Source organism: Microbacterium sp. AC026 (genome assembly GCF_979258475.1).
Genome location: NZ_OZ409857.1, coordinates 983,535 through 1,006,935 on the forward strand (window position 1 = coordinate 983,535; position 23,401 = coordinate 1,006,935).

The window sequence follows — 23,401 nt, forward strand, 5'->3', positions numbered from 1 at the left end:
CAGCTCACACCCCCAGATTCGCGCTGAGGATCTCTTCGGCAAGGAGGCGCGAGACCTCCTGCGAAGCCGCGGAATCCGACGAGAAGAAGTCCTCGACAGTCGCGTCGAACAGCTGATGCCCTCGGGCATACTCGGCCACGGTGAGGGCCAGGCAGCGCGCCGTCAGCGCGTAGAGGTCGCTCGCCGCGTAATGCGTGCCGTTCGACGAGCGCCCGACACCGGCGCCGCGGGGAGTCGGGTTCGACGCCGGCGCGCTCCCGAGCGCCGCTGCGGCACTGGCGAGCTCCGTATCGATCCGGCCCATGCTGTTCGACACCACGGTCGCATTGCTCCTGTCCATGCTCATCGTGCCGTCACCGACCGGATACGGGCCGAGAGCGAACGCGTCCAGATTGTAGGTGGCGTTGTCGGAGCGGATGATGCTCGCGGCTTCGGTCATCGCGTCGTTGAGCTCGTTCTCCTGCTTCTCGAGCGCCTTGTCGAGATTGCCGAGCGCCTCGTCGAGAGACGACAGGATGTCGGAATAGGTGTTGCCCTCGATGACGACGTTGCGGGCGATCCCCTGCACGGCGCTGCTGGCCGCGCCGGCGATTCCCGAGAGCACGGCCGCTGCGGCCACCGTGCCCGTGCCGGCCGTCACGATCGCGGATACGACGCCCGCCACCGCTCCGACGACGGTCAGCACGAGCGTCCCGTTGGCCGCAGCGGCGTTCCCCGCCTTCTGGTCCCAGGCGGCGCGAGCGCTGTCGCAGATCGACACGACGTCCTGTCGCGCGGCGGGCCACATGGCGGCCTGAGCGCTGTAGTTGAGCTGGAGGATCACGCATGCGTCCCCCAGGCCGTGGGTGACGGACTGGAACTGGATGTAGTACTTGTCGATGAACGCGGGCTTGAAGCTGCCCTCGATCTTGTTCGCCATCATCTCGTGCACCGAGTCGTTGGCTGTGCCGATCGCACCGGTGTTCTGCACCGACGCACCCGCGCCCGAGGTGCCGAGGATCGCGGCTGCCGCCGAGGTCGCACTCGCCGGTGCCTCGCAGGCGTCGCCGCCGTCCGGCAGATCAAGCCACTTCGACACGCGGGCATCGATCGCGGCCCGGATGTCGTCGAAAGCCGGTGCGACCGAGTGGTTCACGCCGTTGCCGTCGCCCCCGCCCTCGCCTGCCGCATTCGGCCGGTTGTAGAAGTTGAGCATGAAGCCCCACTTCGCGTAGATCTGGTCATTTCCCCAGTTCGGGTGAAAGCCCTGGTCCGCCATGAAACAGTCGATCGCGGCGCGCTTCATCTTGCCGATGATGTCCGGCAACTCCGAATAGTCAGGCATATCTCGATCCCCTCCAGTCTCGATTTCCGTGAAGTGCCGCCCGGACATCTCTCGACGCGTCGGGGCGGCTCCACCGAGAGACTAATCGATTCCCGGACTCCTTCGCTCGCGACCAGACGACACCCGCATCGCCCTCGGATCCACTCGTTAGACTGTCCCACCGAACGGCGCGACCGTCGACGGCGGCGCGGTCGGTGGAAACAATGACCCGGAGGTCCATGATGACGCAGACTCCCGACAGCGCCGCGGGGAACCGTCCCGCGCTCGCATCAGGCTCATCGCGGCGCGCGATCGTCAGCCTCTGGATCGGCGCCGTGGCTCTGCTGATCTCCGTCGCACTGATCGTGCTCCTCGTGCCCGTACCGGCCCTGCTCCCGGTCGCAGCAGCCGCCGCGCTGCTGGCGATCGTCGCTCTCCTGCTGGCCGGTCGAGCGAGACGCTCCGCGGTCGCTCGCACGGGAACGGCGGCCGTCGTCGTCGCAGCGGTCGCCCTCATCGTCGATCTCATTCTCGTCGTCGTGATGGCAGTCGGCGTCCTCGCCGGCAACGGCCTCAACCACGTCGAGGTGCGTGCCACGGGCGGACCCACATTCACGGTCTCCTTCGCCGATGACACACAGGCGTACGACGAGGAGTGGGCCTCCAGCGGCTGGAAGCAGTACACGACGACCGGCGATTCGGCGGAGATCGTCGTCACCGCCCCGGACGACGACACGGACGCGACCGTGAGCTGTCAGATTCTGTGGAACGACGAGCTGGTCGTCGAGCAGAGCGGCACGGGCTCCGTGACCTGCCGTTACGACGCGGACTGACCGACCGGACTGATCGGCCCGGGCGGATCGAGGCGGCGTCAGCGGACTGCTCGTCGCCCCCGGCGCCTGCCTCCGCGAGCGTCGGCAGAAACGGACGATGCCGCCCCTCGCGAACGAGGGACGGCATCGTGTGCAGACGGGGCCGGGGCTGTTACTCCCCCGAGGCGGCTTCCAGTCCGAGCAGCGTGTTCACGGCATCCGTGAGGCGCTTGTCGGCCTCGGCGAACTTGGTCAGGTCGCCTGCCTTCAATGCGGCCTCTCGGTCGGTCAGCGCCTGCTGCGCGGCTGCAAGAGCCTCAGCCTCGGCGTCGGTCGGCACCGTCGGCTCGGTCGGGACCTCACCGGTGTCCGGGTCGGGCTCGGTCGGCTCGACCTCATCGTCTCCACCGGTCGCACCGGCATCACCGCCGAAGAGGGTGTCGAGCGCGGCGGTCAGCGTGTCTTCGAACGCGACCTTGTCGCCGAAGGCCACGAGGACCTTCTGCAGACGCGGCAGCTTGGTGCCCTCCGAGGACTGCACGTACACCGGCTGCACGTAGAGCAGACCGCCGCCCACGGGCAGAGTGAGGAGGTTTCCGTACAGCACCTCGGACTCGCCCTGCTGCAGCAGGTTGAGCTGCGGCACCACAGCCGTGTCCGAGTTGTAGGTGTTCTGCACCTGGCCGGGGCCCGGCACGGTCGTATCGGTGTCGATCTCGAGCATCCGAAGCTGGCCGTAGCCCTCCGCCTTCACGCCGGCCTCCGATCCGGCATCCGAGTCGACCGCGAGATAGCCCATCAGCACGTCGCGGTTGCTGCCGCCCTGCGCCGAAGGAATGAACGTCGAGAACATCGAGAAGCGCGGGGAATCCTGACCCGGCATCTGCATCGTCAGGTAGTACGGCGGCTGCAGGACCTGCTCGCTGCGCGGGTCGTTCGGCGTCTGCCAGCGGTTGTCCTGCTGCGCGAAGGAGCCGGCGGTGTCGATGTGGTAGGTGCCGAGGATGTCGCGCTGCACCTTGAACAGGTCTGTCGGGTAGCGGACGTGGCTCATCAGATCGGCCGACATGTCGCTCACCGGCTTGAGCGTCGACGGGTAGATGTTCTGCCAGGTCTGCAGCACGGGATCCTGGTCGTCCCATGCGTACAGGGTGACCGAACCGTCGTAGGCGTCGACCGTGGCCTTGACCGAGTTGCGGATGTAGTTGATCTCGTCGATCGCGAGCGTCGGCGACGGGAGGTTCGAGTCGGCGATCGCATCCGACAGGCTCACGTTCGTCGAGTAGGGGTAGGTCGAGCTCGTGGTGTATCCGTCGACGATCCAGACGATCCTGCCGTCCACGACGCTCGGGTACGGGTCGCTGTCGAGCTCGAGGTACGGGGCGACCTTCTGCACGCGCGTCTTGGGATCGCGGTCATACAGGATCTGCGAGTCGTCGTTCACGAGGTTCGAGAACAGGATCTGCTCCGACTGGAACTTCAGCGCGTACAGCAGCTTCGTGAAGCTGCTCCCGATCTTCGGTCCGCCGTCTCCCTCGAACGTCGTCTTGGTCTCGCTGGCGCCGTCCTTGCCTCGCGGATAGTCGATCTCGACAGGATCGGTTCCGTCGGGAGAGCCGACGATCGAGTACTCCGGCGAGTTCTCGCCGAAGTACACGCGCGGCTCGAACTCCTCCTGCTGGGTGAGGAAGCCGTCGGACGGGATGCCACGCTCGAGGAAGACCGGCTCGCCGTCGGGCGTGCGCTGGTTGCCCGCTGCGACGACCAAGCCGTAGCCGTGCGTGTAGACAGCGGCGCGGTTGTTCCAGTTCGTGACGTCGACGCCGTTCATGTCGAGGTCGCGGACGGAGACGACCGTGTCCTGCATCTCACCGCCGATCTCGTAGCGGTCGACGTCGAGCTTCTCCTGGAACTGGTAGTAGCCGCGGTACTGCTCGAGCTGGCGCACGGCGGGGCTGATCACGTTGGGGTCGACGATGCGGATCGATGCGGTGGTCTCGGCGTCTTCACGCAGCTGGCCGGCCTCGGCATCGGTCTCGGCTTCGAACGGGGTGGTCTCGAGGTCGGCGACCCCGTACGCCTCCTTGGTGCCGTCGATGTTCCGCTGGTAGAACTCCGCCTGGTAGGCGTTCTGGTTCGGGCGGACCTGGAACGTGGTGACGGCCCACGGGAATCCGACGCCGACGACGAGCGAGGCGACGATGAGCAGCGCGGTCGCGGCGAGAGGGAACCGCCACCGGCCGATGACGGCCGTGACGAAGAAGAGGATGGCGACGAGCGCGGCGATGATCGCGAGGATCGCGAGGCCGGGGATCGTGGCGTTGACGCCCGTGTAGGCCGGGCCGACGATGCGGTCGTCCTGTGCGACGAGGGTCTTGTAGCGGTCGAGCCACAGGCTCGCCGCCTGAACCAGAAGGTACAGCCCCGCGATCACAGCGAGCTGGATGCGTGCGGGCTTCGAGATGCGCAGCTCGCCCTGACCGATGCGGACCGACCCGTAGAGGTACGACACCAGCGCGGTGACGATGAGGGTGAGCAGCAGGACCGCAGACACGAAAGCCAGCAGGATCGAGTAGAACGGCATCGCGAACATGTAGAAGCCGGTGTCGACGCCGAACTGCGGGTCGGTGGCGTCGGTCGCGACGCCGTTGGCCCAGAGCCAGACGGTCTTCCACTGGCTGGCCGCCGAGAAGCCGGCGAAGAGACCGAAGAAGATCGGCATGCCCCACATCGCGAGGCGGCGGAGCGGCTCGATGACCTCCTGGTACCTGTCGAGCTGCGAGCTGAGCCGCACGTAGACGGGGCGCAGTCGGTACGCGAGCTGGATGGCGACGAACAGCGGCACGGCCATGCCGAGGAATCCGACGACGAACATCACCGCCGTGGCGAACCATTGGGTGGTGAGCACTCCCGCGAAGCCCACCTGGTCGAACCAGAGGAATTCGGTGTAGAGCGACGCGAAGACGAAGAAGGCGGCGATCAGCGCGGCGATGATCGCCAGCGAGATACCGAAGATTCTTCGCGAGGTTCGGGGAGTGGCCGGGTTCGGTGCAGAAGTCGAGGTCACCCTCCCATCCTAGGCACGCCTTACTGTGCTGCGGCTGTCATACCTGTCACGGGGAGGTCACGACGTCGCAGGTCGGGAGCGATCCCACGTCGCCGCCGTCCGCGATCACCTCGAGCGCGTCGAGCGATTCCTCCAGCGTCGAGGTGCTGATCACGGTCAGTCCGTCCGGCACGTGGCCGGTGACCTCGTCGCAGTTCGTCGACGGAGCGAGGAAGTACTCCGCCCCCGCATCACGGGCACCGTAGAGCTTCTGACGGATGCCGCCGATCGGCCCGACCGTCCCATCGGCCTCGATCGTGCCGGTGCCGGCGACGTTCTCGCCGCCGTTCAACTCCCCTTCGGTGAGGGTGTCGATGATGCCGAGCGCGAACATCATCCCGGCGCTGGGTCCACCGACGTTGTCGAGCTGGAGCGTCACATCGATCTCGAAATCGTAGTCCGTGCGCAACGTGACACCGATCAGCCACGTCGTCACGTCACCGTCGGTCTGCTCGACGGGCGTCACCTCGACCACCTGTTCCTCGCCGGAGCGCTGCACGGTGAGCGAGACCGGCGCGCCCTCCCCATCCTGGATCGCCTGACGCAGTTGCTTCGCGGAGGTCACCGCGGCGCCGTCCACGGCGGTGATGACGTCCTCCGCCTCGAGCGCTCCCTCCGCCGGTGCATCCTCGACGACCTCCTGGACGACGACCTCGGCTCCGGTGTCGTAGCCCAGCTCGTTGAGCGCTGCCGCGGTCGCCTCGTGCTGCGAGTCCACCATGAGTGTCGCGTTGCGTTCGTCGCGCTGCTCCGTCGTGACGCCTTCGGGGAACACGGAGTCGAGAGGCACCACCGCTCGTGAGGAGTCCATCCACGCGAGAGCGAGCTCGAACCAGCTCGGGGTGCGCTCACGGTTTCCGACGACCTGCACGGTCGTGAGGTCGAGAGTCCCTCCGGTCTCGAACGTCTCGGCGCCGTCGACCTGGATGAGCGGAACCTGCTCGCCGTCGGCTCCTGCCGCGGTGCCGAGGGTGTCGTAGACCGGGCCCGGACGCTGGATCACGTAAGGCGTCGGGAGGAAGGTCAGCACGACGAGCGCGATCAACGCGACGACCAGCGCCCAGACTCCCAGTCCGAGCTTGACAGACCGGGTTCGATCCACAGGGTTCCTCCGTCGTTCGCGGGCGGCGTACAGCGATCTGCCCGCTTCGGGGTCTCGCGGCCGATCCTGTGACTAGCGTAGATGCCACGGCTTTAGGCGTGCTGAGAGGCGAGCGACATGTCAGACAACGACCCGACCCCCGAGGACTTCCAAGAGTTCCTCCGACGCATGATGTCCGGCCAGGGTGCCGGAGACATCGACCCCGAGGCGCTGCAGAACGCCTTCGCGGGCATGGATGGGATCCAGATCGACCCGGCGATGATGCAGACGATCATGTCGCAGCTGCAGGGTGCGTTCGGCGGCGATCCCTGGGAGAACGCGCTGCGGCAGGCGCTGCACATCGCCAACCGCGACGGTCTCGGCATCACCGACGGCTCGCGGACCTCGCTCGTCGACTCCTTCGCCCTCGCGGACCTCTGGCTCGGCGAGGCGACCACGATCTCCGAACTCGGCGAGTCGCCGAAGGCCATGACGCGCGGCGAATGGGTCGAAGCGACCCTGCCCGTGTGGAAGGAGATCGCCGGCCCCGTGTCGACGAGCATCGCCGATGCGCTCACCAGCGCGCTCGACACGCAGGTGCCCGAAGAGATGCGCGACGTCGTGCAGGGCGCGGGCAAGCTCATGCGCGGTCTCGGCGGCTCGGTCTTCGCGGCGCAGTTCGGCCAGGTCCTCGGCAACCTCGCACTCGAAGTGGTGTCGGGCGGAGACGTCGGCATCCCGGTGCTTCCGGCCGGCACTGCCGCTGTCATCCCCCAGAACCTGACAGCGTTCGGCGAGGGTCTCGAGATCCCCGAAGACCAGATCACCCTCTATCTCGCGACCCGCGAACTCGCATACGCCCGGCTGTATCGCCACTCGAAGTGGCTGCACCTGCACGTCATGGCGCAGATCACCGATTTCGCCCGCGGGGTCACGGTCGACGTGGATGCACTCGAGGACGTCGCAAGCCGCCTCGACCCGTCCAACCCCGAAGAGCTCCGCGCGGCCATCGAAGGCGGTGCGCTGCTTCCCACGCAGACCGACGCGCAGCGCGAGGCACTGGACCGACTCGAGAACCTCGTCGCGACGATCGACGGCTGGGTCGACGTCGTGACCGCGCAGGCCACCTCCCGTCTTCCCGACGGTGCCCGCATCGCAGAAGCCGCTCGTCGCCGCCGCGCGGTGGGCGGTCCCGCCGAGGACGCGCTCGGCGCTCTCGTCGGACTCAAGCTGCGGCCCCGTCGTCTGCGCGAGGCATCGGCCATGTGGCAGGCGGTGACAGACGCCGTGGGCATCGCCGGGCGCGACTCCCTGTGGGACTACCCCGACCTCATGCCGACGTCGGACGACATCGACGACCCGTCGGCGCTCGTGGCGCGACTGCAGGCGAGCGCGCGGGGAGAGCAGCCGGTCGCCGATGAGTTCGACGAGGCGCTGGCACGTCTGCTGGATGGCGACGACTTCTCGCGAGAGCAGCCGGAGACGCCCGAAGGCGAGCAGGACACCGACGGTGACGACGGCCCGGGAGGCGACCGACCCGTGTGACCGACGGGGCGGCAGAGGCGCGAGGACTTTTCCACGGATGCCCGCGACTCCCCCACCGGGAGCTCGGCTTTGCGCAGAATCGAGGGATGTCTCCTCTGACACCCAAGACCATCACTCGTCTGGACCCCGCGGTTCCGCTGCTCTGGCGCGACGGTGAGACCCTGCAGATCGGCATCGAGGGGACGCTGCGCATCGCCGCCTCGGAGCCGTGGGTCGAGCGTCTGATCGCTCGGATGGCCGCCGGATTCCGGCGCGGGGGCTTCGATGTCGTGGCACATGCCGCCGGCGCCCCGCGCGCAGAGGCGCGGATGCTGTTGTCGCGGCTCGAGCCGCTGCTCGTCGACGATTCTCCCGCTCCCCCGGCTGCGTGGGTGGAGAGCATCGACGTCGCCGACGCGCGATGCGAGTTCCGCATGCGCGAGGCGCTCCTCGACGAGGGCATCGCCGTCGGCGATCGGGAGAATCCCCGCGACATCGGCATCGTGCTGGTCGAAGGTGCGGCGGCCGCGCTGCACTTCGCACGCTACCTTCGCGACGACACGTCGCACCTGCCGGTCGCGCTCGAGCGAGGACGGATCACGGTCGGACCCCTGGTGGTACCCGGCGAATCGGCCTGCCTGACCTGCCGCGACGAGCATGAACGCGAGCGCGACGATGCCTGGCCCCGCATGCACGCCCAACTCATCGGGCGCGGCGCGGGTCCGATCAGTGCCGCGCGGATCACGGAGGCGGCGACGCTCGTCGCGCGGCTGCTCGCAGAGAGCGCGGCCCCGGGCTCGTTCGTCGAGATCAGCGGCGAGGGGCGCCGCGACTGGCGCTCGGTGACGTTTCACGAAGAATGCCGGTGCCGCGGGCAGTCGTTCCCATCTCTGCCAGGAACCGCGACGGGGCGCGTTCCCCGCGTCCCGCTGAGCGCGACCACGACAGCGAGAGAGTACGCGCGGCCCGCGTGACGCCGACGTAAGCGAGGCGGCGCTCTTCGTCGATCGCCTCGAAGCCGGTGGCGTAGGAGATCGGGAGTGCGCCCTCCGCCCACCCCGCGAGGTAGACATGCGGCCATTCGAGACCCTTGGCGGCGTGCAACGTCGACAGAGTCACGGTGCGCATGGTGGGCTCGTGCTGGTCCTTCGCGCGCGCCATGAGCGCGTCGCTGAAGGTGCGCAGGGTCTCATCGGGTCCGGCGTCTTCGGCGAGACGCAGAATCGCCCGTCGAGCCTCCCAGCCGTCGCGCTGAGCTCCCCGGCCGCCGGTGGCTCGTCGGAGAGACCGAGCTCGCGGAGGACCCTCTGGACCCCGGGCAGGAAACCGTGCTCGGTCGGCGCGACCGCGGCGGCCCGCAGGGCCAGGATCGCCTGTCGCACCTCGGGCATCGCGAAGAACCGGGTTCCACCCAGCACCGATGTCGCGATGCCCTCGGCGGCGAGCGCCTGCTGCAGCACCGCGGACTGCGCATGAGCCCGGTAGAGCACGGCGATCTCTGAGGGCGACGCCCCTGACTCGATCCGCGCTGCCACGGCGGCGGCGATCCCCTCTGCCTCGTCGCGCTCGGAGTCGTACGCCGTGACCGTGGGCGAATCCGCGTTGAACGTCTCTCTCGCCGGGACGAGTTCGAGGGCGCCCGGCCGCCCCTTCATCAGGGCGTTCGCCGCTTCGAGGATCGGGGCCTGAGAACGGTAGTTGGTCTCGAGTCGCACGACCGTGGCATCGGGATGCCGCCGCTCGAACTCGAGGAGGAATCGCTGTTCGGCGCCGGCGAACGAGTAGATGGTCTGACTCGCGTCACCGACGACGCAGATGTCCTTGCGATCGCCCAGCCAGAGTTCGAGCAGGCGGTTCTGGAGCGGAGAGACGTCCTGGTACTCGTCGACCGTGAAATGCCGATACTGCTCGTGCACGGACGCTGCGACGCGAGGTTCGGCCTCGAGCATCCCGGCGCAGGCCAGCAGCACGTCCTCGAAATCAAGTTGGCGCCGCTCGTCCTTCAACGCCTCATAGCGCTGCTGCAGTTCGACGAACTGAGCGGAGTCGACGCCGCTCAACGTGCGGCCGAGCGACGCGTGCTGTTCGATCGACAACATCGACACCTTGCGCCATTCGATCTCCGAGGCGAGGTCGCGAAGCGTCGCGGTGCTCGGCCGCAGTCGCATCGCGTCGGCAGCCTGGCCGAGCAGCCTCACCTTGTTGTCGATGATCGACGGAGCGGGTGATCCGGCCAGTGTGGGCCAGAAGAAGTTCAGCTGGGCGAGGGCGGCGGCATGGAATGTCCGCGCGGCCACGCCCTCGACGCCGAGCGCGCGCAGACGACCCCTGAGCTCGCCCGCCGCCTTGGCCGTGAAGGTCACCGCCATGACGCGCGACGGCGAGTATGCACCGGTGTCGACACCATGGGCGATCCGGTGGGTGATCACTCGGGTCTTCCCGGTTCCCGCACCTGCGAGCACGGCGACGGGACCGCGCAGCACGGATGCCGCCTCCCGCTGTCGATCGTCGAGGGCTTCGAGCGCGCTCACGCGCGCTCCTCGAACCAGTCGAGGATCAGTGCGCGGGCGATGGACGCGGGTCCGGGGAGGCCGACGGGTCCGTCACCGGCGAGAGCGGACCCGATCTCGTCACGGGTGAACCAGCGGACGTCGATGATCTCCTCCCCGTCGGGCCGCAGCTCGTGCTCATCCAGAGCGACGGCACGGAAGCCGAGCATGAGCGAGCGAGGGAACGGCCACGGCTGAGACGAGACGTAACTCAGCGAGGCCAGCCGAACGCCGGATTCCTCCTCGAGCTCACGATGCACGGTCGACTCCAACGACTCGCCCGCCTCGGTGAATCCGGCGAAGCAGGAGTACATCCGGCCGCCCCAGTTGGCGTTCGCCCCGAGCAGGAGCCGTTCGCCGTCAGAGCTCTCCACCGCGACGATGACGGCTGGGTCCGTCCGAGGGAAGTGCTCGCGACCGCAGACGAGGCAGCGGCGCGACCATCCGGCCTGGCGCAGCTCCGTCCCTCCGCCGCATCGGGGGCAGAACGGTGCGTCCCGCAGCCAGCCTCCCAGCGCGAGCGCCTCGATGAGCAGCTCCGTGTCACCCGAGCCGAGACGCGCGCCGAGGTCGCGGAGTCCCAGCCACACCTCGTCGGGTGCGGTGTCGACGGTGTCGCCCTCGGGCTGCAGAACGGCGAGAAGCACGGCGGTACCGTCACCTTCGCGCCCGAGGAGCGCCCAGGTCGCATCGACGATCTCGGCGGCGGGAACCCGCAGCAGCGTGGCCGATTCGAGGTCGGCGCCCGAAATGCGCACGCGGCCGTCTCGTACGGCGATGACCCGCGTCGCCTCGTCGGCGCGCAGACGATCGAGGACTCCGGGTTCGACCCGCAGATCCGCTGCGCGATCGAGGGATGTGCTGCTGCCGGCGATCATCGTCTCCCTCTCTCACGGGCGTGGCGGAAGCTGGACCACCCCCACGTCCACCTACCCTGGAGGCATGGGACGCTCTCCATTCACTCTAGCCGCGGCGGTGACTGCCGCACTGCCCGGCGCCGAGGTGATCGGGGCCCGCACGCTCAGCGCCGACGGTGACGGACGCTTCGACTCCGCGGTCGCCACTCTCGCAGACGGGCGCGAGCTCGCGATCCGTGTCGCCGATGACGACGAGACCTCACGCGAGCTGGCCGCCGAGGCCCTCGCGCTGCGGGCTCTGACGGCCGGTGCGCGGGCGATGCTCCCCTTCCGAGCCCCCGAATACATCGGCGAGACGCGACTCGCAGACGCCCGCGCGCTCGTGACGGAGCTGCTGCCCGGATTCCAGATCGAGGCGGCGATGGTGCCGGCCGGCCGTGGCGCCGCCGAATCGATGGGTGCGGCGATCGCGGCAGTGCACTCCCTGCCCACCTCGGTCGTGAGAGGCGCCGGGTTGACGACGCGGTCTGCGCAGGAGAGCCGCGACGAACTCGCTCGACTGATCGACTCCGCGGCATCGACCGGGCGCGTCCCCGCGCGGCTCACGGTGCGATGGCGCGACGCCGTCGCCGACGACGATCTCTGGCGGTTCGAATCGACGGTCGTGCTGGGCGGCGTGCAGTCGACCTCCTTCATCTTCCGGGACGACCCGGATCTCGGTCCCGAGGTCACCGGACTCATCGGCTGGCATTCGCTGGCCGTCGGAGATCCGGCGATCGATCTGTCGTGGCTGTCCACCGCCCCTGATGCGGCGCACGACGTCCATGCCGCGTACGCTCGGGCCGCCGACCGCGGGCCGGACGGCGCTCTCGAGGTGCGCGCACGCCTGCTCGCCGAGCTCGAATTCGCCCGATGGCTCGTCCACGGCGACTCCTTGCACCGACCCGACATCGTCGACGACGCCGCCGCCCTTCTCGAGGCACTCGCCGAAGGATTGCACAGCGACGATCTCGGCGTGATCGCGTCGCGCAACGAGGGCGTCGAGTCCGCCCTGGACGCGCTCGACAGAGTGCCGGCACGTGCCTCGGCGGGGGCCGACACGTCGATGCAGACCGACGCGTACAACCCGAACGAGCTGTGGCGCGACGACGACGCCGACGGTCCTGATGGCGATGCCGACGATCAGGCGACGAGCGATCTCAGCGACGCCGCCGCGGACGCCGCTCGTCGTCTCGAGGTCGGTGGCCTCGAGACCGAGGATCTTTCAGGCGTGCGCAGGCACACCGCGCAGGAGCCCGCCGCGGAGCGACGCCCGGTCGATGACCCGGCGCGGACTGAGCGAGCGGACGGCTCAGACGAGGGATCACCGGAAGATGAGGCTCAGCGGGCCGCCCGAGCAGCGCTCCAGCGCTGGAAGAGCTCCGACTCGGAGTAGACGCGGTCACCGCGGATGACGAGGTCGTCCGCGACGTAGTACAGCGCCACGTCGATCTCCTCCAGGGGCACTCCGAAACGACGGTGGTAGGCGAGACGGTAGAGCGCGAGCTGCAGCATCCGCTCCTCCCGTTCCCGAGGTGTGCGTGGGGCCTTGCCCGTCTTCCAGTCGACGATCTCGATGCGCCCGCCGCGATCTTCACGTCGATAGACCGCGTCGAGTTTGCAGATGACGATATGGCGTTCGTCACCCGGCACAGCGCCACCCAGCGCGAAGTCGATCTCGATCTCGACCGCGATGGGCTTGAGCGCTCCCCACTCGCTGGCCTCGAAGATCGACTGCAGGGTCTCGAGGTCGGCGGCATCGGCGGACGAGACCTCCGCTCCGCCGACGGTCTCGACGAACGAGAGATCATCCTCGTCGACCTCCCACAGCGACTCGTCGACGCGCTGACCGACGCCGACGAGTTCGCTCCGCCGCTCGACCCATGCGTGGAACAGCGTGCCCAGCCGGGTCTGCCGATACGGCCGCTCAGGCATCGGACGGACGATGGAAGACACGGTGTCGGTGAAATCGGTGACGTAGTCCTTGAAGCGGGAGGCCGGCACCCGGGTGGGCGGTGATGCGTCGGTGCCACGCAATCGGGCGGCGCGCTCGGCGAGCAGACGCGCCAGTTCGGGAGCGGCCTCCGGCTCCCCGTCGGCTGCCGCGCGCACGGCAGCGGCGGCTGCCTCGACGACTCCACGCCGAGCGCCGAGCGGGTCGAGAGGCCAGGTGAGCGTCGCGCCGGGGCCGTCGTAGGGGTTCTCGTCCGGATCCACGGGCTCGATCGGAGCGATTCCGAGAATCTCCATCGCCTCGGTCAGATAGGGGCTCGGCTTCTTCGGCTGCTTCTGCCCCGCCCAGTGGGCCCCGGTCAGAAGCAGATGACTGCGCGCCCTGGTGACGGCGACGTAGGCGAGTCGACGCTCCTCCTCCTGCTGATACTCGCGGTAGGCGTCCTTGAAGACCGTGATCGCGCCCGGCGCTGTCTTGCTCCTGCTGGTCAGCGATGCGATACCTGCCTTCAGCCGCTTCGCCGCATCGAGCTCTTCGTCCGAGGGCGCGATCCAACTGAAGGTCGGCAGGGCCGCGCTGTCGCCTCGCAGAGCGAACGGCAGCACTCCGAAGCCGAACCATCCTGAGGTGTCCGTCGGGCGCGACGGCAGTTCGCCCTCGACCATGCGGACGACGGCGACCGCATCCCACTCCAACCCCTTGGATCCGTGGATCGTCAGAAGCTGGACGACCCCGGGTTCGGGCGGCTCGGGCCGCGGCACCAGCTCGTCTGTGCTCTCGGCCTTCTCCAACCAGGCGAGGAGACTCGAGATGGTCCCCCGTTCGTCTGCGGCGAGGAACGACCGAACCTCGTCAGTGAACGCGCGCAGCTGCGTCGCCGCGATACGCGCCGGCCCTCTGGTCTCGTTCGCTGCGAGCTCGATGTCCAAACGCAGCTCGAGCTCGATCAGCCTCAGCAGATCGGGAAGCGGAAGCGACGACGCCCGTCGGAGGCGTTCGAGCATCTCGCCCGCGGCACGGATGCGAGAACGCCCGTCCGGCGTGATTCCGGCGAGAAGGCGGTAGTCGTCGCTGAGACCGCGGAGCACGTCGACGGCGTCGATGATCGACAGCGCCTCGTCCGCCCCCCGTGACGCGCGGATGCGTTTGCGGAGCTCGTCGTCCAGCGGCAGCAGCCCGCTGTCCCGACGGGAGAGCTCCGCCGCGAGCTGCTGCAACGCCGCCATGTCGGCGACACCGACGGAGAATCGAGGACCGACGAGGAGCCTGATCAACGCAGAGCCCGCCGTCGGATCGTGCAGCACGCGCAGCGTCGACACGACATCGACGACCTCTGGGGTCGCCAGGAGTCCCCCGAGCCCCAGGATGCGGTGCGGAATCCCTTCTGCGGCAAGGGCCGCCGCGAACGTCTGCATGTGCCGCTTCGACCGGAACAGCACCGCTCCGGTATGCGGCTTCGCGAGGTCGTCGTGCTCCGCGCGACGCGCCGCGAACCATTCGGCGACCGCGCGAGCCTCGTCATCGACGGTGAGCGGGAAGCTCATCTCGACCGCCCCGGGGCCGGCGCCGGGACGAGACTCGAGCGGTGGCACATCCAATCCGGGCCTGCGCAGCGGACCGAGGATGCGGTTGGCGACACCGAGGATGCTCCGGTCGTTGCGCCAGCTCGTCATCAGACTGTAGTTGCCGACGCTCTCGTGTTCGGAGAAGGTGCGCGCGAAGGCGTGCAGATTGTCCGCGCTGGCGCCTCGCCATCCGTAGATCGACTGGTGCGGATCCCCGACCGCCATCACCGCGGTGTCGCGGAAGAGTCGGGCGAGGAACTGCGTCTGGATCACCGAGGTGTCCTGGTATTCGTCCAGCAGCACCACCTGATGCTGCTGCCGCAGGTCCTCGCGCACGTCGGGAGACGACTCCACGATGTCGTAGGCGCCGCTGACCTGGTCGGCGAAGTCCAGCACTCCGCGGCGCTCCTTCTCGGCGATGTAATCGCGCACCAGGACGGACAGAGCGGGAAGAGCGCGCAGGTTCGCAGCCGCGGTCGCGACCTCCGCGTTGCTGAGGTACGGCTCGAACGCCTCGGCCTGGCGCAGCGCGATGCGATCGGCGCGGTCGAGATCGACCCGGTGATCGAGCGAGTCGCCGGCCAATCTCTGAACCGCGTCGACCACCCCCGCCACCGACCGGTCGATCTCCTCCAGCTCCGGCAGGTCGGCGCGCAGCACCACGTCGCGCACGAGCATCCAGGATGCGGCCTGGCTGAGCATGGCGACGTCGGAGTCGCGGCCGATGCGCGCCGCGTGCTCGCGCACGATGCCATCCGCGAACGCGTTGTAGGTCGAGACCTTCGGACGGATCAACAGATCCTCGGCCGAACGGGGGTCGAGACCGCCCCGGTGCCGAAACGTGCGGCGAGCTCGTCGAGCACCTGCGATCGGACGACCTCGCGCTGTCTGGCGTTCGCGGCTCTCGACACCCGATCGAGGGCACCGCTCGCCACGATCTCGGGCAGGTGCGGCAGCAGTCCTCGTCTCCCGTATTCGTCGATGAGCGCCAGACGGACGCCGATGCGCTCCGCGAGCTCACCCGCGGCCTTGCGCGTGAAGGTCAGGCCGAGGATCTGATCGCGTCGCACATGCCCGTTCGCGACCAGCCAGACGACGCGTCCGGCCATCGTCTCGGTCTTTCCGCTGCCCGCGCCCGCGACCACCAGGGCCGGCGCCGGTGGCGACTCGATCACCCGCTGCTGAGCCTCCGTCGGTGCGGGGAGACCGAGCGCGGCGGCGACGTCCAGAGCAGAGATCCCGTTCCCCGCTCCCGTCCACGCCGTCACGCGCTCACCGCGGCGACGGTGTGGATGCGGCACGGCTGGACTCGCCATTGCGTATCCGCGCAGTGAGCCTCGACATGGGCCGTGAAGCTCGCCGCCGACATCCCTCGGGCGGCTTCCGCGATCCGCCCGAGGAACTGGACACGCTCTTCACCGGCGAGGGTGTGCTGGTGCGCGACGCGGAAATCGCTGCCGGCCAGGGTCTTGGCGACCAGGACGAGGCGCGCGCCGGCGAGGGCCGCAGGATCCGCTCCCGCCACGAGTCCTTCCTGCACCGCCACCTGGTATGCGGCGAGCTGGGCGTGGTCCGCCACCTTCTGCTCGCTCTCCGGCTCGTACTTGCCGGTCTTCAAGTCCACGACCACGACGCGCTCCCCGCTCTGCGCATCGGCCATGCGCGTCCACTTCTGTCCCCGCGCCTGCATGCTCTCCACCACCCGCGGTGTACGCCTCGACCCGGTCGATGAAGCCGTGCACGATCGCATGGTGCGGATGGGGGTCGCCGTCGACGCTCGCCACACGCACGCCCGGAGCGATGCCCTCCTGCTCGGGCACCTCGACCGCGAACCGGAACTCCACCTCGCCGGCGATCACCCGACCGCCTTCGTCCGCCACGTCCGACAGGTAGCTGTGCAGTCGCTCGATGTACAGATCGGCGCGGCGCCTCTCCTTGCGACCTATCCAGGCCGTCTCGAAATCGAGCTCCGGCCAATGCTCGGCCAGGACGTCACGCAGACGGTCCAGTTCGCCGTCGGGCACCTGCTCCATCGCCTCGTGGATGATCGTGCCGATTCCGGCCGACGGCGGCATCACGGTGTCGCCGCCCAGGGCGGACACCGCCCAGTTCAGCTCGCACTCCTCGAAGGACTCCATCCGCGACGGCGAGACCCGGGCGGCGTCGACGGCGAGGTCGTGCAGCGGTGCATCGGTCGTCGGCGGCGTCACTCCGTACCACTCGTCCGGATCGGCACCCGGCACTCCCTCCCGCGCGAGCACCGCCAGCTGGGCGGAGGCGTGGTCTCGGGCGGCACGGACGCTCGAGGTCGTCAGTACCCGACGATGACGCGCGACGAGACCGCGCAGCGTGAGCGGGTGCTCGGCCGAGGCATGCAGCTCGGGCGGGTCGGGCGGCGGGAGGAAGCCGAAGAACGCACTGGGTGTCATGTCGTCGTCATCGACCGCGGTGATGAGGAGTCTGCTCCGCGAACGAGAGATGGCACGGACGAACAGCCGCAGCTCATCGTGCAGAGCGGCGCGGCGCCTGTCGAGTGCCTCGGGCGGGTGCTCGGCGGTTCCGGTGCGGGATGCGAGCAGTGCGTCGGCGAGACGCCAGGACTGGAGCATCCCGCCGCGCAGCCGCACATTCGGCCAGATTCCGTCCTGCACTCCGGCCACCACGACCGCGTCGAACTCCGTTCCGAGTGCGGTCGCCGGTGTGAGCAGGGTCACACGGCCCGGCCGGTCAGGACTCGAGAGGGAGTCTTCGGGCACCTCGCTGTCGAGGATGTCGCGCACGAAGACCTCCGGCTTCTCGTTCGGGGTGCGCTCGACGAATCGCTTGGCCGCACCGAACAGGGAGACGAGCGCATCGAGGGCTCGCGCCGTCTCCGCGCCGCTGGTCTGCAACGACATCTCACGCCAGGCGATCTGGAGCTTGCGCCCGTCGACCGCTCTGGCCTGGTCCCAGACCCGCCACAGGAGATCGTGGATCGTCTCGCCGTCGGCAGCCGCGGCGGCCACATCTGCGATCGTCGCGGCGAAGCGCGCGGCCAGGCGCGATTCCTGGGCGTCGATGAGCGTGAAGTGGTCGGGCGATGCCAGCGCCTGGCGCAGCAGTTCCCGTGCGGGCGTCGAGCCCCCAGGTCGAGCTCGATATGGCGCAGACGAGCGCGAAGGCGTCGGAGCCCGATCGCATCCATGCCTCCGAAGGGAGTGCGGAGCGCCTCCTCCCAGTCCTGGGGAGTCCGCTCCTCGGCCGGCGTGAGGGCCAGGCGCACGATGCCGACGATGTCGCGCACGATCGGCTCGGAGCCGAGAGGACGTTGCACGCCCGCGGCTCTCGTCGGGATCTCCCGCGCGGCGAGCTCTGCGTCGAGCTGCGTGACCTGCCTGGTGTCGTGTGCGATGACCGCGATGCGATCCCACGGGACGTCATCCACGAGATGCCATTCGCGCATGACACCCGCGATGCGGTCGAGCTCTTCATGCGGTGACGGGGCGATGAAGGTGCTCACGTCGCCGGGGGCGCCCGGGCTGTGCGCGGCGACGGGCTCGGGCGCGCGCCTGTGGTCGACGCGACCCGACACGCCGATCGCCTGCGTGACGGTGCGGGTCAGCGCGGTGAGCGCCGGCGCCTGACGATGAGGGACATCGAGCACGTGGACCTCGCCCAGCGCCGTGGCGAGCCGCGCGAACAACTCGGGGCTCGCGCCGCGGAAAGCTCCGGAGGAGATGTCAGGATCGCCGAAGGCGAGCACTGCCGTGCCTCGCGCACGGAGCGCCTCGACCACCGCGATGCCACCGCGTGTCAGCTCCTGCGCGTCGTCGATGAGCACCACCCTGAGGTCGGCGAGAGGGCCGAGGGCACTCGGCTCGGCGGTGCGCAGGATCGTGCACGCCTCGGCGAGCAGGTCTGCCGCGTCGCGGTGGGATGCCCGCGCCAGGTCGAGCACGGCGCGGTATTCGACGAGGAACTCGGCGACGGACGACCAGGCGGGGACATCGGACGTGCGCAGCTCGTCGGGCTGCGCCCCCAGTTCGACGCATTCCGCGAGGAAGGCACGGAGCTCGGAGCGGAACCCCTTGGAGGTGCGTACGGCGGGGCTCAGCGCCTGCGGCCAGTCGATGCGCTCGTCCTCCGCATCGCCGGCGAGGAGCTCGGCGATCAGGCGGTCCTGGTCTGCGCCGGTCAGCAGAGCCGGTGGCTCCGCCCCTTCGCGAACCATCGCTCCGCGCACCACCTGGAATGCGAACGACCCGAGCGACCTGGCCAGCGGCCCAGGAGTGGCCTGACCGATCCTGACCCCGATGCGGTCCCGCAGCGCGGTCGCCGCCTGCCTGCTGGGAGTGAGGACGAGGACCTGCTCCGGACGCATCCGCGCTGTGTCGAGCAGATGGACGACGCGCTCGGTGAGAGTGCGGGTCTTGCCTGTGCCGGGCGCCCCGATGATGACGCCGGATGCCGAGGCGTCTGCACCGATCACGGCGTTCTGCGCGGCATCCTCTGTCATGTCCTCCACGCTACTGCGGCGCGCCGACATCACCGGGCGTCGGCGTCTCGCGACGGTGTGCGCTCAGGGCGAAACCGGCCCGATCCGCGGATCACGTCACCTCGCCGCCCGGTAGAGTTGGGCTCAGTCGTCGACCTCCGAGGTCGACTCGACCACAGCATCGTCGACTGGAAAACAGGAGTACGCGTGGAAATCCGCATCGGCATCATCAACACCGGCCGTGAGCTCAGCTTCGAGACCGCATCGAGCGCGGACGAGGTCCGCACGCAGGTCTCCTCGGCTCTCGAGCAGAACACTTCTCACCTGAGCTTCGCCGATGTCAAGGGCAACTCCTACCTGGTTCCGACCGCGAACCTCGCGTACATCGAGCTCGGCACCGAGGAGTCTCGTCGCGTCGGCTTCTTCGCCTGACCCCACGATGTACATCCTCCTCGCTCTCGTCGGGGCGTGCGCGCTCGGCATCGCGGCCCACTACATGATCGGTGGGCGGGAGTTGCGCGGGGTCGCTCTCACCCCCGCTGTCGCCACGGCCCTCGCGGCCGTCATCTACACCGGCCTGCAGTGGCTCGGCGTGGGCGAGGACAGCATCTGGCTATGGCTCGCGAGCGTCGTGGGCTCCGTCGGCATCGCGGCAGTCGTCACCGTCGCGATCGTCGCGTCGCGCCGACGCAGCGATGCCGCGGCCAAGGCGGCACTCGGCATCTGACGCCGCCGGCCGGGTCCGTCGGCTAGGAGGCGAGACCCATCGCATCCATGCGGCGTGCGTGCGCGCCCATCAGCTCGGTGTAGACCAATTCGACGCGGTCCTCGCTCATCGCGGCGAGCTCGGGCTGACGCAGCGCCGACCGGCACACCAGGATCGTGTCCCCCACGAGCCGGCGCGCCCACATCGAGAGCAGCGACCGCCACTCGCCGTCGCCGTCGATCGTCTCCTGGATGATGGCGACGATCTCGTGTCGCGCATCGTCCTCGGAGAGGATCTCCGCGACCCTCTCCCCCGTGTCGCCGTAGCTCGAGGCGAGTGCGAAGTAGAAGTCGTCGAGCATCCCTGCCGTGATGTAGACGGCGAGGAGAGTCTCCCGCGGACGCGCGCCGATGGTCTTGCGCCGGAAGGCGTCGAGGTTCTCCCGGAACGGGAGCATGAGCTGCGTCGGATCGTCTCCGCGCTCCGCGATGAGTTCGACGATCGCCCGATGCTTGGTGAGCGCAGCACCGGCTGCCCGGGAGAGCGCCTCCTTCTCGGAGAGCTCCGGAGTCGCCCTGATCAGCCGCGTGAGCGTCTCGAAGTACCCCAGCTGGAGGTACGCCGCCTGTCCCAGGAATCGCGGCAGCTCCGGCGCGAGTTCGGCGAAGTCGACCCGCGTCGCCGCTCCTTGATCGCCCCGACTGCGCAACGTCATCGTGCGCCGGGGCGTCCTACGCTTCCAGAACCAGTTCACCACGGGGTTCACACTACCCGGGGGACGCGATATTCCCGGGCGTCGCCACCCCCTCGGGTAGGCTGTCCCTGTCCCCGCCGTCGGAGCGGGGCCCGCGCCTGTGGCACAAGAGACGGCGTGGATCCGTGAACATGGCGATCCTCGCAGGTCGCCGGACAGGCATCTGAACATTGACAACCTTCGCTGATCTCGGAATCGATCAGGACATCATCGACGCTCTCGCCTCCAAGGGCATCGTCGACGCATTCCCGATCCAGGAGCAGACCATCCCCCTCGGCCTTCCGGGCCAGGACATCATCGGCCAGGCCAAGACCGGAACAGGCAAGACCTTCGGCTTCGGCATCCCCGTGGTGCAGCGGCTCGGCCTCGACCCCGAGCACGGCGTCAAGGCGCTCATCGTGGTGCCGACGCGCGAGCTCGCGGTGCAGGTGTACGAGGACATCGACCTGCTGACGAGCAACCGCTCCACCAGCGTCGTCGCGATCTACGGCGGCAAGGCATACGAGGGCCAGATCGACCAGCTCAAGGCGGGCGCCCAGATCGTCGTCGGCACGCCCGGTCGCCTGATCGACCTCGCCGGCCAGCGTCTGCTCGACCTCTCCAACGCGACCGAGGTCGTGCTCGACGAGGCCGACAAGATGCTCGACCTCGGATTCCTCGCGGACATCGAGAAGATCTTCCAGAAGGTCCCGGCCGTCCGTCACACCCAGCTGTTCTCCGCGACCATGCCCGGACCGATCGTCGCGCTGGCTCGTCGGTTCATGACGAACCCGATCCACATCCGCGCGACCGACCCCGACGAGGGTCTCACGCAGGCGAACATCAAGCACCTGGTGTACCGCGCCCACTCGCTCGACAAGGACGAGATCATCGCCCGCATCCTCCAGGCGGAGGGTCGCGGCAAGACGGTGATCTTCACCCGTACCAAGCGGGCCGCGCAGCGCCTCGTCGACGAGCTCAGCGACCGCGGCTTCAACGTCGGCGGCGTGCACGGCGACATGGGACAGGACCAGCGCGAGCGGTCGATGGCCGCGTTCAAGGCCGGCAAGCGCGACGTCCTCGTCGCGACCGATGTCGCCGCCCGCGGCATCGACGTCGACGATGTGACGCACGTCATCAACCACACCATCCCCGACGAGGACAAGACCTACCTGCACCGCGCCGGTCGCACCGGCCGGGCGGGCAAGACCGGCATCGCCGTGACCTTCGTCGACTGGGAGGACCTGCACAAGTGGGCGCTGATCAACCGCGCCCTCGAGTTCGGGCAGCCCGACCCGGTCGAGACCTACTCCTCGAGCCCGCACCTGTTCAGTGACCTCGACATCCCCGCAGGCACCAAGGGCCGTCTCGTCTCGGCTCCCAAGACCCAGTCGGTCAAGACCGAGCGCGCACCGCGCCCCGAGCGTGCGGCCGATGCCGCGGCCGAGGGCACGGATGAGGGCGGCACCCGCCGTCGTCGGCGTCGTCGGGGCGGCTCGACCCCGGTGGGCTCGACGTTCGCCGAGGGCGCTGCCGACGCATCACCCGGAGACTCTCAGTCCTCGCCGTCAGCGGACCGCGGCGCCGAGGGCGCCGGCACCCACGACGGCGCAGGCAAGGAGCACCACGACGGCAAGCCGGCCCCGGCCCGTCGTCGCCGTCGTCGCCGCGGGGGTTCGGGCGGCGCGGGAGCGGCTCCGGTCGTCGGAGCCTGATCGACTCCACCTCAGGGACTCACAGAGGGGCGGATGCTGCAGCTGCGGCATCCGCCCCTCTGCCGTCCCGGCGTCAGGCGTAGCGGGGCGCGGAGCCGGTCGCGCGCTCGATCAGTCGCTCCACCATCTCGTCGGATGTGGTGTTCTCGCCCGGCAGATTGGGTTTCCCGGTGCCGTGATAGTCGCTCGAGCCGGTGACGATGAGATCGTGCTTCGCGGCGATCGCGTGCAGCGTCTTCCGGCCTGCCGCGGTGTTCTCCCGATGATCGATCTCGAAACCGCCCAGGCCTGCGGCGATGAGCTGCTCGATGAACGGCACCGGCATCATGTGGTCGCGGCCGATCGTGGCAGGGTGCGCGATGATCGCCACCCCTCCGGCCTCGGTGATCAGACGCACTGCCGTGAGGGGGTCGGGCGCGTAGTGCGGCTCGTAGTAGCCCTCTCTGGGGTGCAGAATCCCGTCGAACGCCTCGGTACGGTCGCGCACGATTCCGCGCGCCACAAGGGCATCGGCGATGTGCGGACGGCCGACCGTCGCGTCGAGAGTGGTCTGGGCGAGGACATCGTCCCAGTCGAGGTCGTAGTCACGACCGATGCTGCGGACGATCCGCTCGGCACGACCGATCCGGTCGCCTCTGATGCGATCGGTCTCGGATCCGAGCGCCTCGTCGAGCGGATCGAAGAGGTAGCCCAGCACGTGCACACTGCGCCACTCGTGTTTCGCGGAGAGTTCCATGCCGGGGATGAACGTCATCCCGAGCTCGGCCGTCGCCGCTGCCGCCTCGTCCCACCCCGTCGTGCGATCGTGATCGGTCAGCGCCATCGTGCGCACCCCGAACCGGTGTGCCTGGCGCACGACATCGCCGGGCGACTCCGTTCCGTCCGAGTGGTTCGAGTGCATGTGCAGGTCGGACGGACCGGCGAAACGGCGGGATCGAGCGGTGGCCATGCTCCGAGCGTACCGACGACCGTGGACGTCGGCC

At 69.0% G+C, this 23,401-nt stretch carries 13 protein-coding genes and 4 pseudogenes; 6 read left to right on the top strand and 11 right to left on the bottom strand.

Annotation, left to right across the window (positions count from 1 at the left end; all coding sequences use genetic code 11):
* Window positions 1-4: 4 nt before the first annotated feature.
* Window positions 5-1,324 carry a hypothetical protein gene (locus tag ACZZ93_RS05065; RefSeq protein WP_053095606.1) on the bottom strand — a complete coding sequence of 440 codons (1,320 nt, stop codon included), beginning with the start codon at window positions 1,322-1,324 and terminating at the stop codon, window positions 5-7.
* Between the two features lie 218 nt (window positions 1,325-1,542).
* On the opposite strand from ACZZ93_RS05065, the gene ACZZ93_RS05070 reads away from it, so the two are divergent.
* Window positions 1,543-2,136 (top strand): hypothetical protein, encoded by a 594-nt coding sequence (locus ACZZ93_RS05070; protein WP_072591017.1) that lies wholly within the window; start codon window positions 1,543-1,545, stop codon window positions 2,134-2,136.
* Window positions 2,137-2,287: 151 nt separating this feature from the next.
* Here ACZZ93_RS05070 and ACZZ93_RS05075 read toward each other — a convergent pair whose 3' ends face one another.
* Together ACZZ93_RS05075 and ACZZ93_RS05080 are read right to left on the bottom strand one after the other, a co-directional pair.
* Complete coding sequence (locus ACZZ93_RS05075; protein WP_053095604.1) at window positions 2,288-5,182, bottom strand: UPF0182 family membrane protein; 2,895 nt, start codon at window positions 5,180-5,182, stop codon at window positions 2,288-2,290.
* 46 nt (window positions 5,183-5,228) lie between these two features.
* Window positions 5,229-6,323, bottom strand: coding sequence for a YlbL family protein (locus ACZZ93_RS05080; protein ID WP_463506742.1), 1,095 nt, complete (start codon window positions 6,321-6,323; stop codon window positions 5,229-5,231).
* A gap of 117 nt (window positions 6,324-6,440) precedes the next feature.
* On the opposite strand from ACZZ93_RS05080, the gene ACZZ93_RS05085 reads away from it, so the two are divergent.
* Entirely contained in the window at window positions 6,441-7,847 is a 1,407-nt protein-coding gene (locus ACZZ93_RS05085; RefSeq protein WP_394194306.1) for a zinc-dependent metalloprotease, read from the top strand.
* A 789-nt stretch (window positions 7,848-8,636) separates the two neighbouring features.
* Here ACZZ93_RS05085 and ACZZ93_RS05090 read toward each other — a convergent pair.
* Together ACZZ93_RS05090 and nudC are read right to left on the bottom strand one after the other, a co-directional pair.
* Window positions 8,637-10,357: pseudogene (locus tag ACZZ93_RS05090) on the bottom strand (ATP-dependent helicase).
* Entirely contained in the window at window positions 10,354-11,253 is a 900-nt protein-coding gene (gene nudC / locus ACZZ93_RS05095; RefSeq protein ID WP_463510595.1) for an NAD(+) diphosphatase, read from the bottom strand. The pseudogene ACZZ93_RS05090 and the gene nudC overlap by 4 nt, the downstream one beginning before the upstream one ends.
* A 64-nt stretch (window positions 11,254-11,317) precedes the next feature.
* On the opposite strand from nudC, the gene ACZZ93_RS05100 reads away from it, so the two are divergent.
* Window positions 11,318-12,667 carry a phosphotransferase gene (locus ACZZ93_RS05100; protein ID WP_463510596.1) on the top strand — a complete coding sequence of 450 codons (1,350 nt, stop codon included), beginning with the start codon at window positions 11,318-11,320 and terminating at the stop codon, window positions 12,665-12,667.
* Here the strand turns inward: ACZZ93_RS05100 and ACZZ93_RS05105 are convergent.
* The 4 genes and pseudogenes from ACZZ93_RS05105 to ACZZ93_RS05120 all read right to left on the bottom strand — a co-directional run.
* Window positions 12,616-16,050 (bottom strand): annotated as a pseudogene (locus ACZZ93_RS05105) (UvrD-helicase domain-containing protein); the annotation flags it as partial. The gene ACZZ93_RS05100 and the pseudogene ACZZ93_RS05105 sit on opposite strands and share 52 nt — an antisense overlap.
* 4 nt (window positions 16,051-16,054) lie before the next feature.
* Window positions 16,055-16,540 (bottom strand): PD-(D/E)XK nuclease family protein, encoded by a 486-nt coding sequence (locus tag ACZZ93_RS05110; protein WP_463510597.1) that lies wholly within the window; start codon window positions 16,538-16,540, stop codon window positions 16,055-16,057.
* Window positions 16,541-16,550: 10 nt separating this feature from the next.
* Window positions 16,551-17,687: pseudogene (locus ACZZ93_RS05115) on the bottom strand (PD-(D/E)XK nuclease family protein); the annotation flags it as partial.
* A gap of 782 nt (window positions 17,688-18,469) precedes the next feature.
* A pseudogene (locus ACZZ93_RS05120) lies at window positions 18,470-19,315 on the bottom strand (UvrD-helicase domain-containing protein); the annotation flags it as partial.
* Between the two features lie 156 nt (window positions 19,316-19,471).
* On the opposite strand from ACZZ93_RS05120, the gene ACZZ93_RS05125 reads away from it, so the two are divergent.
* Window positions 19,472-19,696, top strand: a complete 225-nt coding sequence (locus ACZZ93_RS05125; RefSeq protein WP_053095596.1) for a DUF3107 domain-containing protein — start codon at window positions 19,472-19,474, stop codon at window positions 19,694-19,696.
* A gap of 7 nt (window positions 19,697-19,703) precedes the next feature.
* Window positions 19,704-19,991, top strand: a complete 288-nt coding sequence (locus ACZZ93_RS05130) for a hypothetical protein (protein WP_072591011.1) — start codon at window positions 19,704-19,706, stop codon at window positions 19,989-19,991.
* A gap of 22 nt (window positions 19,992-20,013) precedes the next feature.
* Here the strand turns inward: ACZZ93_RS05130 and ACZZ93_RS05135 are convergent, their stop codons facing one another.
* Complete coding sequence (locus ACZZ93_RS05135; RefSeq protein ID WP_053095594.1) at window positions 20,014-20,727, bottom strand: ferritin-like fold-containing protein; 714 nt, start codon at window positions 20,725-20,727, stop codon at window positions 20,014-20,016.
* A gap of 167 nt (window positions 20,728-20,894) precedes the next feature.
* On the opposite strand from ACZZ93_RS05135, the gene ACZZ93_RS05140 reads away from it, so the two are divergent.
* Entirely contained in the window at window positions 20,895-22,418 is a 1,524-nt protein-coding gene (locus ACZZ93_RS05140; protein ID WP_053095593.1) for a DEAD/DEAH box helicase, read from the top strand.
* A 73-nt stretch (window positions 22,419-22,491) separates the two neighbouring features.
* Here ACZZ93_RS05140 and ACZZ93_RS05145 read toward each other — a convergent pair whose 3' ends face one another.
* Window positions 22,492-23,367: a PHP domain-containing protein gene (locus ACZZ93_RS05145; RefSeq protein ID WP_187249398.1), complete on the bottom strand. Its 876-nt coding sequence runs from the start codon at window positions 23,365-23,367 to the stop codon at window positions 22,492-22,494.
* Between the last annotated feature and the right edge of the window lie 34 nt (window positions 23,368-23,401).